Here is a 13,635-nt window from a genome sequence, read left to right as displayed (position 1 = left end):
CGCGATCAGCCGGCGCCGACCATTGCCGCGTCGGCCGGCCCCTCCGCGCGCGGTCGCCGCTTGCGCAACGTTCGCCGCGCCCAGATCAGGAGGCCGGTCGATAGCAGGATCAGCAGTGCGATCGACGTCACGACATTGAGCGGCGCGGCGATAAGGGCCGACCAGTTTCCCTCGTGGATCAGGCGCGGCCAGTTGCGCGGCAGGGGGGCGACCTCGGACGACGTGACCGCATAGGCGCGCAACTCGCCGCCGTCATAAAGTCTCGCCATCATGCGGCCGCCGCGCATGCCGATCGAGATCACATGCGACAGCTCGTGCGAGGCCGCGACCATGCGGATCGCGTCCGGCAGGGCCAGAGGGCGGCCGGCTGCGGCCGGAGCAGCGCCACTCTGGAATGTCAGGCCGAACGCCATGCACAGGCCGGTCAGCGGACTGAGCAGGATCAGCGGCAGCATGAACCAGGCGGTCCCCTTGTGCCATCCCGACAGCGTGTTGCGCAGCCGCGGCAATCCCATGACGATGCCGAGCAGCATGATGATCACCATGGCCAGCGTGGACGCCGTCACCAGCCAGGCCTGTCCCATGAGACGTTCATGCGTGAACCGCGCCCAGAGGAAGACATTGGACAGGGTCGAACCCACCGACGCGGCTTCGCCGGTTGCAAGATCGATCGCCGGCACGTTGGTGCCCCGGAGCGTCATGCTGTGGCTGCCCGTGTCGATGGAGAGCCCGCGCGCCTTGCCGTCGGGATCGTATCGCCTCACCAGCTCGACGACACGGCCGGCCTCGATCGCTGCACCGCTCATGCTACTCGTTTGCACGAGGGGCTCGATCGACAGGATCAGGCCGGTGACGATGATCGCGAGCAGGGGAAGGGCGAAGAGCAGAGTGATCCAGCGATGAAGTCTCAACAATGCGGGTTTGCTCATTCGTCGTCCTCGGTGCTTTCCAGACCGTGCTCGCGCAGAGCCGTGCAAAACACAAATGACGCTTTATCCATGTTGTTGCGTTGACTTGCAGCAACAGGAATTGAAGTTCGCCGCGAGATGCGTGGAGGTATTGGAGGCATCCCACTCTGAGCCCCGGCACGCGTGCTGCAGCGGGGACTACGCGCGTCCGGAGGAGATCCTCATATGCGTCTCACTGTGCGCGGATGGCCGCCTTCAGCACCGGCTCCCATTTGGTCGCCTCGGCGTGCATGTAGGCGTCAAACTCCTTGGCGGACGAGCCGCGCCCCGGTTTTTGTTGACGAGACCTGATCTTTTGTACGATAGTACAAATCACATGGTACGCAAGCCCACCAGCAAGGAAACGGCGCGCAAGCCGAATATGCGCGAGGCCATCCTCGCCGCGGCCGAGGAGCTGTTCGCCACCAACGGCTTCAATGCCGTCTCGGTGCGCGACATCGCGCACGCGGCCGGGGCCAATCCCGGCAGCGTGACCTATCATTTCAAGACCAAGGACGGTCTGCTGCTGGAGATCTATCGGCGCCATTGCGGGCCGATGAATCTGCGCCGTTCTGAGCTGCTCGCGGCCGCCAGGCGCGTGCGCGATCTGCAGGACCGGCTGGAAGCGATCGTGCGCGCCTATGTGGTGCCGGCCTTCACCTCGGGCAGCGATCTCGCCGGCGGCGGGGCGCGCTTCACGCGGCTGCGCGCCGTCATGTCGGCGGAGGGCAACGAGGTCGCGCGAAAGATCATCGCGCAGACCTTTGATGACACCAGTCACGCCTTCATCGATGCGGTCCACGAAAGCCTGCCGCACATTCCGCGCACCGAGATCGTCTGGCGCAGCCACTTCCTGCTCGGCGCGCTCTATTATTCACTGGTGACGCCGGACCGCGTTTCGCGCCTGTCGCGCGGCGAGGCCGACGGCGGCGATGCCGCCACGGCCATCGAGCAATTGGTGCAGGCGACGGTTGCCGCGTTCCAGGCGCCGCCGCTCGATCATGCCGCGCCGGCACGGCGCCGGCCGGTCGTCAGCAGCAAGACTTGAAACAAGCGGTCTCGCTTCGGCGGGTTCACCTGATGACCATGATGTACACGCCGACCATTCCGCCGCCCGATCCCAACACGCGCACGCCGAAGTTCAAGCTGCCGAAGCTGTCTTGCGACGCGCATTGCCACATCTTCGGGCCCGGCGCGAAATATCCTTATGCGCCGGATCGTTCCTACACGCCGCCGGACGCGCCGCTGGAGGATTTCAGGGTGCTGCATGCCAAGCTCGGCGTCGAGCGCGCGGTCATCGTCAATGCCAGCGTGCACGGCACCGAAAATACGGTCGCGCTCGATGCGATCGCTGAGAGCAACGGCGCCTACCGTGCTGTCGCCAATATCGACGACTCCATCACCGAGCGCGGGCTTCGCGTGTTGCATGAGGGCGGCTTCCGCGGCTGCCGCTTCAATTTCGTCCGCCATCTCGGCGGCGTGCCCGACAAGGGCGTGTTCGACCGCGTCATTGCCATGGTCGCGCCGCTCGGCTGGCACATCGACCTGCATTTCGACGCGGTCGACTTGCCGGACTATGCCGACATGCTGGCAAAGTTGCCGCTGAGCTACACGATCGACCATATGGGGCGGGTGAAAGCCGCCGAGGGGCTCGACCAGCTCCCGTTCAGGATCCTGATCGAGCTGATGCAGCGCGACGAGAAATGCTGGGTCAAGGTCTGCGGCTCGGAGCGGGTGTCCTCGGCCGGTCCGCCGTTTACCGATGCGGTGCCGTTCGCACGGAAGATCGTCGAGACGGCGCCCGATCGCGTCATCTGGGGCACGGACTGGCCGCATCCCAACGTCAAGGTGATGCCGAACGATGGAGACCTCGTCGATCTGATCCCGCTGTTCGCGCCGGAGCCGGAGCTTCAGCAGAAGATTCTGGTCGACAATCCCGCGCGCCTGTTTGGCTTCGACCAATGAAGGGGCCGCGATCGATTTGATGCCTACAAACGAAAGAAGGGAGTTCGTCCCATGAAGACAGGTCTCGTGGTCACCGCCCATCCCGGCGATTTCGTCTGGCGCGCCGGCGGCGCTATCGCGCTGCATGCGAAGAAGGGCTATCGCATGAAGATCGTCTGCCTGTCCTTCGGCGAACGCGGCGAGAGCCAGTTCGCCTGGAAGGAGAAGGGCGCGACGCTGGAATCGGTCAAGGCGGGGCGTAAGGACGAGGCGGAGCGCGCGGCGAAGCTGCTGGGCGCCGAGATCGAGTTCTTCGACTGCGGCGACTATCCACTGAAGCTCACCGAGGCGCATTTCGACCGCATGGTCGACATCTATCGCGAGCTCAATCCGAGCTTCGTGCTGACGCACGCGCTGGAGGACCCCTATAATTTCGATCATCCGAACGCGGCTCATTTCGCGCAGGAGACGCGCGTGGTCGCGCAGGCGATGGGCCATAAGCCCGGCGCGCAGTACAAATATGCCGCGCCACCGGTGTTTCTGTTCGAGCCGCACCAGCCGGAGCAATGCAACTACAAGCCGGACCTCCTCCTCAAGATCGACGAGGTCTGGAAGGAGAAGTACGAGGCGTTCCAGATCCTGGCCGCGCAGAAGCATCTGTGGGGCTATTACGAGCGCGTCGCCCTCAATCGCGGCATCCAGGGCAGCCGCAACACCGGCGTGCCCATGACCTATGGCGAGGCCTATCAGCGCCTGTTCCCGACGGTTGCGGAGGAGCTGGCATGAAGCCGGTCGTCGTTCGCCACATCAAGCGAGCCGACCCTGCCGGCATGGCCGCGTTTGGCGTCTCGACCGTGCACGAGGCCCATGGCCGACTCGGCCTGATGAAGCCTTACTTGCGGCCCGTCTGGCCGGGCGCGGCGATAGCCGGTTCCGCGGTCACCGTGCTGGCGCAGCCCGGCGACAATTGGATGATCCATGTCGCCGTCGAACAGTGCAGGAAGGGCGACATCCTCGTCGTCGGCTGCACCACCGACAATACCGACGGCATGTTCGGTGAGCTGCTGGCGACCTCGCTCCAGGCGCGCGGTGTGCAAGGGCTGATCATCGATGCCGGCTGCCGCGACGTCAAAGCGCTGCACAAGATGAGATTTCCGGTCTGGTCGCGCGCGGTCTCGGCCAAGGGCACGGTCAAGGCGACGCTCGGCTCGGTCAACGTCCCCGTGGTCTGTGCCGGCGTCAACGTCGATCCCGGCGACATCGTCGTCGCCGACGACGACGGCGTCGTGGTGGTGCCGAAGCGCTACGCGGCGGAGGTCGCCGAGAAGGCGAAGAGGCGCAACGCTGACGAGGGCGGCAAGCGCAAGCGCCTCGCCGCGGGCGAGCTTGGCCTTGACATGTACAATATGCGCGAGGCGCTGGCGAAGGCCGGGCTCGTCTATGTCGACAATCCCGAGGACGTCTAAGGCGAAGACAAGCGGAGCGGGCGGATGGATCGTCTCAAGCTGAAGGCCGTGCTCGGCAGCCACCGCCATGTGCAGGCGGTCAAGAGCGGCGAGCTCCGCTCCGAGCTGTTTGATCTCGACTTCATCGAGTACACACCGACCAACACGGCGTTCAAGCCGATGGTGCGCGAGCAGGCCTTCGACGTCTGCGAGATGGCGATCGTCACCTATCTGATGGCGAAGGCGCATGGCAAGCCGCTGGTGCTGCTGCCGGCGACCATGCTGGGCCGTTTCCAGCATTCCTACGCGCTCTACGATCCCGCACGTGGATCGCTCGGGCCGACCGATCTCGAAGGCAGGCGCGTCGGCATCCGCTCGTTCAGCACGACGACAGGCGCCTGGATCAGGGGCATCCTCGCCAACGATTACGGCGTCAATCTCGACAACATCCGCTGGATCACCTTCGAGGATCCGCACGTCGCCGAATATGTCGATACCACCGAGCGTGCGCCCAAGGACAAGAAGATCCTTCAGATGCTGCTCGACGGCGAGCTCGATGCCGTGCTTGGCGAGACCACGGATGATCCGAGGCTCAAGCCTCTATTCCCTGATCCGGCCGCGGAGGCCGCCAGATGGTACGCGCGGCGCGGCGTCGTGCCGGTCAATCATCTCGTGGTGGTGACTGAGAAGCTCGCGAAGTCGCGTCGCGACGTGGTCGCGGGCGTTTATGATCTGCTCAAGCGGAACAAGGAACAGATGGGGCCTGCGGCGGCACCCGATCTCGTTCCGTTCGGGATCGAGGCCAACAGGAAGCCGCTCGAGCTGATCGTCGACTACGCCTTCCAGCAGTCGCTGATCCCCCGCCGCTATGGGGTCGAGGAGCTGTTCGACGAGACGACACGAGGATTGAACTGATGGCGGATCCGAAGCGCTGGCAGATCGGGCTGGTCGGGTATGGCGAGGTCGGCCGGATTCTGGCCGAGGATTTGCGCCAGCAGGACATCAAGGTCTCCGCCTACGACATCAAGCTCGGAAGCGAGCAGGGCGCCTCGCTGAAGCAGCATGCGGCAGAATTCGGTGTGGCGCTCGCGGCTTCGCACGCCGAGCTGGCTGCGAAATCCGACTTCATCATCTCCGCCGTCACCGCCAGCCAGGCCGTGCCGGTGGCGAACGCTTGTGCCGCCGCGCTCAACCAGGGCAGCTGGTTCCTCGATTTCAATTCGGCCTCTCCCGGTGCCAAGCAGCGCGCGGCGGCGCTGATTGATGGTGGAGGTGGTCGCTACGTCGAGGGCGCGGTGATGACCTCGGTACCGCCCTATCGCATCAAGGTGCCGCTGCTGCTCGGCGGCCCCGGCGCGAGGGAGATCGAGCCGCTTCTCAATGCGATCGGCTTTGCAGCGAAGGTTGCGAGCGACGAGCTCGGCGTGTCCTCCGCGGTGAAGATGTGCCGCAGCATCATGATCAAAGGCCTCGAGGCCATGGTCATCGAAAGCTTCACCACGGCGCGCGCCTATGGGGTCGAGGATGCGGTGCTGGCCTCGCTCGCGGAGACGTTTCCCGGGATCAACTGGGAGAAGCAGGGCGCCTATTTCTTCCAGCGCGTGATCGAGCACGGCCGCCGGCGTGCCGAAGAGGTGCGGGAGGTCGCCGAGACAGTGCGCGAGGCGGGGCTGACACCATGGTCCGCGCAAGGTACGGCCGAACGGCAGGCGTGGGTGGCCGATCTCGCCGACGAAGGGCTGTTCGGCGCCAGGGGCACCAAGGAGTTCGCCCGCAGCGCCGATTGGCGCACCGAGGCAGACCGGATATTGGCGAAGATCAAGCGCTGACGTCGCGCGCTTGCGTTCAGCTCAAGACCCTGCGGCCGTCGCGATAGTTCGAGATTTCGTCGCGCGCGAGCTCGATCGCATCGATCAGGCTCTTGGCCTTGCGGACAACCTGCTCCTTGGCGGCCGCGGTGCGGAACTCCGAGACGATCATGCGGATGCACTTGTCGGCGGTATCGAGCGTCCAGAGTGCGCGAGTCATGTCGTCCTGCGTGTGGATCGCCGAGATATCGAGGTCCGACAGGACTTCGCCGATTCCGTTCAGTCGCTTGACGGCGGTTTCCGCAGGTGTGTTGGCCCGAATGGAGCGATAATCGATGCTACTGAAAGCGTTGAACATAGACAGACTTCCCCACTGAACCCGGCTGGTTCAGAGCGCCCCTTAGTATGATCCGGACGGCCTCTTGTTCAATGCGCACAGCTACGGTCCGGGATTCTACCGGGCTCGGATTTTGGGGGGAGATCGGCCGTGAAATCAGCGCGAAACGTCCTGTGCTCGGCTGCGTTTCCCGACGATTTTACCATTGGTGTTTCGACTGGAAGCGCGTTCAGGTTCCGGGTCGGAACAGGGTGGGCCGCTGCCGCTCAAACGTCTTCCGGCCGCGCTTGAAGCCCATCACGACATCAGGCAGCTCGGCGACAGCGAAGCGGCTATCCGTCGTATCGAGCACGATGAGATCGGCGGGATTTCCGACCTTGATGCCGTAATCGGCGAGGTTCATCAGCCGTGCCGGCTGTTCGGTCACGAGATCGAGGCAGGTGTCGAAATCGGTCACCGCGGCGTGCGCGACATTGGCGTAGAAGTTCGCCATCCGCAGCAACGAAGCGTCGCCGAACGGCGTGAAGGGATTGAGCACGTTGTTGGTCGCGACCGAGCACACGACGCCGTCGCCCGCGAGCTTGTGGGCGAGTGTCAGCCCGCGCGGCGCGTTGTGAGTGGCCTCGCGGCCCATCAGATAGAGATCGGTCGCGGGCAGCACGGTGACGGCGACGCCGGCTCTTGCCAGTTGCGCGGTGGCAGCCTTCATCCGCTCCGGCGGCAGGGCCGAGAGTTTTGTCGCATGGCCGATCGCGACCCGTCCGTGATAGTTGCGCCGCTCAGTCTGCCAGCAGACTTCGTCGAGATGCCACCAGGACGGATCGAGATCGAAATCCAGGTGAAGGTCGATGTCGATGTCGAACTGCTCCGCGAGATCGAAGATGCGTGCGAGATGGGCGTTCGGATCGCTGTCCATATAGGGACAGCCGCCGATCGCTTCGGCGCCGTCGCGCAGCGCCTGCACCAGCAGCTCGTCGCTGCCGGGATCGTTGGTCAGGCCTTCCTGCGGGAAGACGCAGAGTGACAGGTCAATCGCCCAGGCGTAGTCGCGCTTGAGCGCCTTGACCGCCTCGAAGCCGCGCAGGCCGATGCGCGGATCGATCTCGACATGGGTTCGCATGCGCGTCGTGCCGTGCACGATGGCGCGTTCGAGCACCTTTCCGCCGCGCGCGTAGACGTCCTCGACCGTAAAATCCTTCTTCATGCCGGCGACGGCGCGGATCGCCTCGGAGACGCTGCCGTGATCGTGGCCGCAGCGGCCGAGCAGGCAGGCCTTGTCGAGATGGATGTGGGTGTCGACGAAGCCGGGCAGGGCGAGGTGTCCGCCAAGGTCGACCTCGGCCGCTTCGCAGGCAAGCCGCGGCTCGATCGCAGCGATGCGGCCGCCCTTCACGCCGATATCGACGGGTACGGCGGACGATCGCAACAGCGCGTTGCGGAGGATCAGGTCGAAGGCGGCGGGCGTGATCATGGTATTGGATTCAGCTGAAGCAGCGTACCGGAAGCCGTGAGCGCGGGCAGCACCAGATTGTGTGCAATCGATCTATCAGATTGTGCAAAAAATGTGCATGCACTTTGGGCTCTGAATTGTAGAGTGCAGGTACTCTGGAGAACCGCCATGTCAGCTCCCGCCAAAGCCGATCACCCGATGACCGACGCCGAGATCGTTGAGGCTTACCTGACCGCCTCGATGATTCCCGATCCCGACGCGGCGGCGGCCTACATGAAGCCGGGTACGGTGATCACCTTCACCGGTGGGCGCGAGTTCGATCATCCGCGCGGGCCGACGGGCTTCAACGCCAAGCGCTATCGCTGGGTCAAGAAGAGGATGGATCGGTTTGACGTCTGCCCCGGCGAGGACGAGACCGTGGTCTACAGCGTCGGTACGCTCTACGGCGAGTGGATGGACGGCACGCCGTTCGAGGGTAATCGCTATGTCGATCGTTTCGTCGTCAAGGGCGGCCAGATCGTGAAGATGGACGTCTGGAATGACAGCGCCGAGCGCATCCTGGTTCAGCGCGGCATCGAAGCCTAACCTCTTCGAGCGACCTTCGTCAGTTTGACCATGCGCTCGCCCGTCACTTCGTCAGCATAGGGCGCGAGGATGTCGAGCAGGTCGCGGCCACGCTGCGGAGTAGGAGCGACCAATGCGCGATTGGCCACGGAATCCAGGTGATGATGCATCAATTCCATCACCTTGGCGGCATCGCCCTTGCCGAGCGCTGCGATGATGGCGCGATGCTCATTGATGGCGCATTCGGTAGAATGCGGCCGGCTGTAAAGCGACAGCGTCAGACAGCAGCGATAGGCGACCTCGCTGACATAGCGTACCAGGATCGGACTGTTCGTCATGTGGGCGAGCAGGATGTGGAATTCGGTGGCCAGGCGAATCGATACGGCGTCCGAACCGCCGCGGGCACGTTCCTCGGCGTCGACATGGGCGTTCAGCTCGGCGATCTGCGCCTTGGTCAGCTTGCCGGCGAGTTGGCGGACCACGAGGCGCTCGAGCTCGATGCGGATGTCGAAGGCGTCGCGCGCCTCCTGCCAGCTTGGCGTCGCCACCACGGCGATCCGGTTGCGGCGGAGCTCGACCAAGCCCTCGGCGGCGAGCTGCCCCAGCGCGTGGCGGGCGATGGTGCGGCTGACGCCAAAGCGCTCGCCAAGTGAATCCTCCGGCAGCTTGGCGCCGGGCTCAAGCGCCTGCTCGATGATCGCGCGCCGGAGTGCGCGACAGATCACGCTGACCTTGTCCGATGGTTCAGAAGTCTTGGTGGGCGAGCGCGCCGCCATCGGCGAATCCTCGAGGGAGGGGTCGAGCGTTTTCTTTAGCACAGCGTGGTGCCAATCAAGCGCTCCAATTGCATGCAGTTTGACGACCGGCCTGCCTAAATCGAATCCGGCCCGTTGGAGCGTCTGCTGATCAAGTCGTTGATTTTGCGCAGCAGGTCGCTTGGCACCTCGCTTGCATACACTTTGCCTGTGATGCGCATGCAACCCCACGCCCAGTTTAGCGGCCGGCCCATTCCGGAGGGCGCTGCTGCGACCGCCATCGAGCTGTCCGAGGCTTCCGTGACCTTCGGGCGCGGCGACCGCGCCGTGCCGGCTCTGTCGAAGACCACGCTGAAGATCGCCGACGGCGAGTTTGTCGCACTGGTCGGCCCGTCCGGCTGCGGAAAATCGACCATTTTGCGCCTCGTCAGCGGCCTGGTGCAGCCGACCGGCGGCGTCGTCATCGTCGGCGGCCGCGAGGTGGCGGCCCGGGCGATGCGGGTGGGCATGGCCTTCCAGAACCCGACCATGCTGCCGTGGATGACGATCGAGCGGAACATCATGCTGCCGCTGAAGATCGTCGAGCCGTTCCGCTCAAGCTTCCGCAGGCTGCGCAAGACCGAGTTTCGCGACAAGGCCAACGCATTGCTGGAGCAGGTCGGCCTCAAGGGCTTCGGCAACCGCTATCCCTGGCAGCTCTCCGGCGGGATGCTCCAGCGTGCCAATCTCTGCCGCGCGCTGATCCATGAGCCGCGCATGCTGCTGCTGGACGAGCCCTTCGGCGCGCTCGACCAGTTCACCCGCGAGGAGCTGTGGGCAATCCTCCAGACGCTCTGGATGACGCACAAGCCGACGGTGCTGCTGGTAACGCACGATCTGCGCGAGGCAGGCTTCCTCGCCAGCCGCATCTGCGTGATGAGCGCACGGCCCGGCCGCATCCTCGACGACAGCCGCGTCGACTTCGCGCGGCCGCGCACCGTCGCCATGACCTTCGAGCCGGATTTCGTCGCGCTGAACCAGAAGCTGCGCGCCTTCATCGAGGATGCGCGTAGCGCGGCCCAGCAGGGAGCAGGCTGATGTTCGGGATCGATGTCAGGCAGAAGGCGTGGTCGGCCGGATTGATCGTGCTGTTCTTCGTCGCGTGGGAGCTGTTCTGCCTGATGACCGGCATGTCGGATCTCGTGCTGCCGCGGCCGTCGCAGGTGTTCGTGACCCTGGTCGAGCGCTTTCCGGTGCTGTGGCCGCACATCGTGCAGACGCTGGCCACCACCATGTTCGGCTTCGTCCTTGGGGTAGCGCTCGGGGTTGCACTCGGCGCGATCATCGGTGTCTCGAAGACAGCCTACGACACCTGCTATCCGCTGCTGATCGGCTTCTCCTCGATCCCGAAGGTCGCGGTGGTGCCCATCTTCGTGCTGTGGTTCGGCTCGGGCACGGTGCCGGCGGTGCTGACCGCGCTGTCGATCTGCTTCTTCCCGATCGTCGTGAATATCGCCACGGGCCTTGCGACCACCGAGCCCGAGCTCGAAGACGTGTTGAAGGCGCTCGGCGCCAGCAAGCTCGACATCCTCTGGAACGTCGGCCTGCCCAGGACCATGCCCTTCTTCTTCGCCTCGCTGAAGGTCGCGATCTCCTATGCGTTCGTCGGCGCCGTACTGTCGGAGACGGTCGCTTCCAACCGTGGCATCGGCAACGTCATGATGACCGCGTCCTCCAATTTCAACGTGCCACTGGTCTTCGCCGGCCTGTTCGTACTCGCCGGTCTCGGCGTTGCGCTCTACGTCGTGTTCTCGCTGATCGAAGGGCGGGTCACCGGCTGGGCGACGCGCAAGAACGACGTGATCGCCACCTGAATTTTCCAACCGTCATGCAATGAAGCTTGAGGAGGTCTCGATGTTGAGAAAAATGACTGCCGCGCTGCTGGGATTGGCCCTGTGCACGGGGGCCGCGATCGCCCAGGAGACCACGATCAAGTTCACGCTGGGCTGGAAGACCCAAGGCAGCGATGCCGCGTTCTTTTACGCCAAGGACAACGGCTTCTTCAAAGAGGAGGGCCTCAACGTCGTCATCGACCAGGGCGAGGGTTCCGGGGCCACCGTCACGCGCATCATGTCCGGCGCCTATGACGCCGGCTTCGGCGACGTCAACGCCATCATCCAGAACGCCGCGACCAAGCCGCAGGAGGCGCCCGTCATGGTCTACATGATGTGGAATCAGCCGCCGTTCGCGATCGTCGCCAAGAAGACCAGCGGCATCAACACCATCAAGGATTTCGAGGGCCGCACGCTCGGCGGCGCGCAGGGCACGCCGACAACGCGCCTCCTGCCCGTGTTCACGCGCAAGAACGGGCTCGACGGCGAGAAGATCAAGATCTCCAACATGGCGCCGAACCTGCAGGAGCCGATGCTGATCAAGGGCGATATCGACGCTGCGCTCGTCTTCAACATCACCAGCTATTTCAACCTGGTGCTGAACCGCCAGGATCCGGACAAGGATTTCAAATGGTTCTCGTTCGGTGAGTACGGCCTCGACCTCTACTCCAACGGCGTGATGGTCTCCCGCAAGCTGATCGCCTCGAACCCGAAGGCCGTCGCGGGCCTGGTGCGCGCCATCAACAAGGGCGCGATCGCGATTGCAAAGGACCAGAATGCCGGCATGAAGGCGGCGGTGAACTACGACAACCTCATCAACGCGGATGTCGAGAAGCGGCGGCTGCAATATTCCTTCGAGAAGCTGATCGTCTCGCCGGAGATGAAGGAGATCGGCATCGGCGACATCAAGGACGACCGCATGACGCGCGCCATTGGCATCGTAGTCGAGGGCTACCAGCTCGCCCGCGCCCCGACGCCTGCGGAAGTGTTCTCGCGCGAATTTCTGCCGCCGCGCGCGGAGCGGGAGCTGGTGTATACCGCCAACTGATTGGGAGGTTGATTATGGCCACGGAGATTTCGGCAACCAGCCTGTTCCGTGGCCCTGATCGCGCCGTCGCCGACAATGTCGTGCTGCGGCACGAGGGCGGTGTCATCACCCAGATTGCGGATGGTGCGGGGCCAGCATCTCGCTCCCTGGTCATCCCGGCCTTCGTCAATGCGCATGATCATGCCCGCGCCACGGCGTCGTCCTTCGGCGCGGTCGGCATGCCCCTGGAGAGCTGGATTCTGCGGACCGTGCTCGGCACGCCCGTCGATCCCTATCTGACCGCGGCCTCGGCGCTGGCGCGTTCGGCCAAGGCCGGCTGCGCGGCCATGATGGTGCACTACACGCGCCCAAGCGGGACAATGCCCCTGGTGGACGAGGCCAAGGCCATCGCGAAGGCTGCGTCCGACGTCGGTATCCGCATCGCGTTTGCGATGGCCGTGCGCGACCAGAATCCGATCGTCTATGGCGATGCCGAGCCGGTGCTCTCGGGACTGTCGCGCGACGACCGCAAGACCATCGACGATCTGTTCGTCCGCGCGCCAATGTCGCCCAAAGCGTATATCGAGCTGACCGGCGCCATTGCCGCCGCGATGGCCGGCCCGATGGTGGACGTGCAGCTCGGGCCTGCCGGCGTGCAATGGTGCTCGAAGCCGCTGCTGGAGGCGGTGGCCGAGAATTCGGCGCGGACCGACCGCCGCATCCACATGCATCTGCTGGAGACCGCGTACCAGCGCGCCTGGGCCGACCGGAATTTTCCGGACATGGTCCGCTGGCTGCGCGATATCGGCTTCCTCTCGGAGCGGCTCACGCTCGCGCACTGCATCCACGCGCGCCCGGATGAGCTGGAGATGATCGCGGCCTCTGGCGCCCGCATCGTCACCAATTTCAGCTCGAACATGCATCTGCGCTCGGGCCTCGCTCCGATCGCCGCGGCGCACAAATGCGGCTGTGCCATCGCCGTTGGCGTCGACGGGCTGGCGCTGGACGAGGATGACGACATCCTGCGCGAGATGCGGCTGGTGCAGATGGCTCATGGCGGCCTTGGCTTCAAGGCAACATGGATGCCGGCCGAGCTGTTCTCGCTCGCCATCCGCAACGGACGCCGCGCGACGGGGGCTCCTGGAAATGGCGAGCTCGTCGCCGGCAACCCGGCCGACTACGTGGTGATCGATCTCGATCGGCTGGACCGCGACCGGATCATGCCGGTCGATCCGATGGCGCTGCTGTTCGCAAGGGGTAATGCGTCTCTGGTGAAGGAGGTCGTCGTCGCCGGCAAGACCATCGTGAGGGAAGGGGGTTGCACGGGTGTCGATCTGCCGGCCATCGAGCGCGAGTTGCGGGACATGTACCGCGCCAATGTCGGTAAGCTCGCGAACTTTCAGCAGATGTGGCCACCCCTGGCGGAGCAGTTGGGGGGCTGGTTCGAACAGCAGCTGACGTGCCAGTGAAGCGGCTCCCGTTCGCCC

The 13,635-nt window shown here is 64.7% G+C and carries 15 protein-coding genes; 11 read left to right on the top strand and 4 right to left on the bottom strand.

From position 1 onward, the window contains the following. Positions 1-5: 5 nt before the first annotated feature. A complete protein-coding gene (locus D6B98_RS33070; protein ID WP_126261202.1) occupies positions 6-929 on the bottom strand; it encodes a PepSY domain-containing protein in 924 nt (307 codons plus the stop codon). Positions 930-1,284: 355 nt separating this feature from the next. Between D6B98_RS33070 and D6B98_RS33065 the strand changes: the two genes are divergently transcribed. From D6B98_RS33065 to D6B98_RS33040, 6 genes are read left to right on the top strand one after another with little or no spacing between them, the layout of a single operon-like run. Continuing rightward, a complete protein-coding gene (locus tag D6B98_RS33065) occupies positions 1,285-1,995 on the top strand; it encodes a TetR/AcrR family transcriptional regulator (RefSeq protein WP_126261201.1) in 711 nt (236 codons plus the stop codon). Positions 1,996-2,027: 32 nt separating this feature from the next. Continuing rightward, positions 2,028-2,912: an amidohydrolase family protein gene (locus D6B98_RS33060; protein ID WP_126261240.1), complete on the top strand. Its 885-nt coding sequence runs from the start codon at positions 2,028-2,030 to the stop codon at positions 2,910-2,912. 51 nt (positions 2,913-2,963) lie between these two features. After that, positions 2,964-3,677 carry a PIG-L deacetylase family protein gene (locus D6B98_RS33055; protein ID WP_126261200.1) on the top strand — a complete coding sequence of 238 codons (714 nt, stop codon included), beginning with the start codon at positions 2,964-2,966 and terminating at the stop codon, positions 3,675-3,677. Further along, positions 3,674-4,357, top strand: a complete 684-nt coding sequence (locus tag D6B98_RS33050) for a 4-carboxy-4-hydroxy-2-oxoadipate aldolase/oxaloacetate decarboxylase (RefSeq protein ID WP_126261199.1) — start codon at positions 3,674-3,676, stop codon at positions 4,355-4,357. The genes D6B98_RS33055 and D6B98_RS33050 overlap by 4 nt, the downstream gene beginning before the upstream one ends. Positions 4,358-4,381: 24 nt before the next feature. Next, the gene (locus D6B98_RS33045; protein WP_126261198.1) at positions 4,382-5,251 is read left to right on the top strand and encodes a substrate-binding domain-containing protein; all 870 of its coding nucleotides are present in this window, start codon (positions 4,382-4,384) and stop codon (positions 5,249-5,251) included. After that, positions 5,251-6,165: a DUF1932 domain-containing protein gene (locus D6B98_RS33040; RefSeq protein ID WP_126261197.1), complete on the top strand. Its 915-nt coding sequence runs from the start codon at positions 5,251-5,253 to the stop codon at positions 6,163-6,165. The genes D6B98_RS33045 and D6B98_RS33040 overlap by 1 nt, the downstream gene beginning before the upstream one ends. 16 nt (positions 6,166-6,181) lie before the next feature. Here D6B98_RS33040 and D6B98_RS33035 read toward each other — a convergent pair whose 3' ends face one another. Then, positions 6,182-6,502 carry a hypothetical protein gene (locus tag D6B98_RS33035; protein WP_126261196.1) on the bottom strand — a complete coding sequence of 107 codons (321 nt, stop codon included), beginning with the start codon at positions 6,500-6,502 and terminating at the stop codon, positions 6,182-6,184. Between the two features lie 208 nt (positions 6,503-6,710). Beyond that, entirely contained in the window at positions 6,711-7,952 is a 1,242-nt protein-coding gene (locus D6B98_RS33030; protein WP_126261195.1) for an amidohydrolase family protein, read from the bottom strand. A gap of 147 nt (positions 7,953-8,099) precedes the next feature. Between D6B98_RS33030 and D6B98_RS33025 the strand changes: the two genes are divergently transcribed. Next, positions 8,100-8,516: a nuclear transport factor 2-like protein gene (locus tag D6B98_RS33025; RefSeq protein ID WP_126261194.1), complete on the top strand. Its 417-nt coding sequence runs from the start codon at positions 8,100-8,102 to the stop codon at positions 8,514-8,516. Here D6B98_RS33025 and D6B98_RS33020 read toward each other — a convergent pair. Continuing rightward, positions 8,513-9,271, bottom strand: coding sequence for a GntR family transcriptional regulator (locus D6B98_RS33020; protein ID WP_126261193.1), 759 nt, complete (start codon positions 9,269-9,271; stop codon positions 8,513-8,515). The genes D6B98_RS33025 and D6B98_RS33020 overlap by 4 nt on opposite strands. A 192-nt stretch (positions 9,272-9,463) precedes the next feature. Between D6B98_RS33020 and D6B98_RS33015 the strand changes: the two genes are divergently transcribed. From D6B98_RS33015 to D6B98_RS33000, 4 genes are read left to right on the top strand one after another with little or no spacing between them, the layout of a single operon-like run. Then, positions 9,464-10,327 (top strand): ABC transporter ATP-binding protein, encoded by an 864-nt coding sequence (locus D6B98_RS33015; RefSeq protein ID WP_126261192.1) that lies wholly within the window; start codon positions 9,464-9,466, stop codon positions 10,325-10,327. Continuing rightward, positions 10,327-11,103: an ABC transporter permease gene (locus tag D6B98_RS33010; protein ID WP_126261191.1), complete on the top strand. Its 777-nt coding sequence runs from the start codon at positions 10,327-10,329 to the stop codon at positions 11,101-11,103. The genes D6B98_RS33015 and D6B98_RS33010 overlap by 1 nt, the downstream gene beginning before the upstream one ends. Before the next feature lie 40 nt (positions 11,104-11,143). Further along, positions 11,144-12,169: an ABC transporter substrate-binding protein gene (locus tag D6B98_RS33005; RefSeq protein WP_126261190.1), complete on the top strand. Its 1,026-nt coding sequence runs from the start codon at positions 11,144-11,146 to the stop codon at positions 12,167-12,169. 14 nt (positions 12,170-12,183) lie between these two features. Then, positions 12,184-13,617: an amidohydrolase family protein gene (locus D6B98_RS33000; RefSeq protein WP_126261189.1), complete on the top strand. Its 1,434-nt coding sequence runs from the start codon at positions 12,184-12,186 to the stop codon at positions 13,615-13,617. Positions 13,618-13,635: the final 18 nt, after the last annotated feature.

It is taken from the genome of Bradyrhizobium sp. LVM 105 (assembly GCF_003957705.1).
Lineage (GTDB): Bacteria > Pseudomonadota > Alphaproteobacteria > Rhizobiales > Xanthobacteraceae > Bradyrhizobium > Bradyrhizobium frederickii.
The sequence above is the reverse complement of the archived record's forward strand: the minus strand, read 5'-3'. Positions and strand labels throughout refer to the sequence as shown.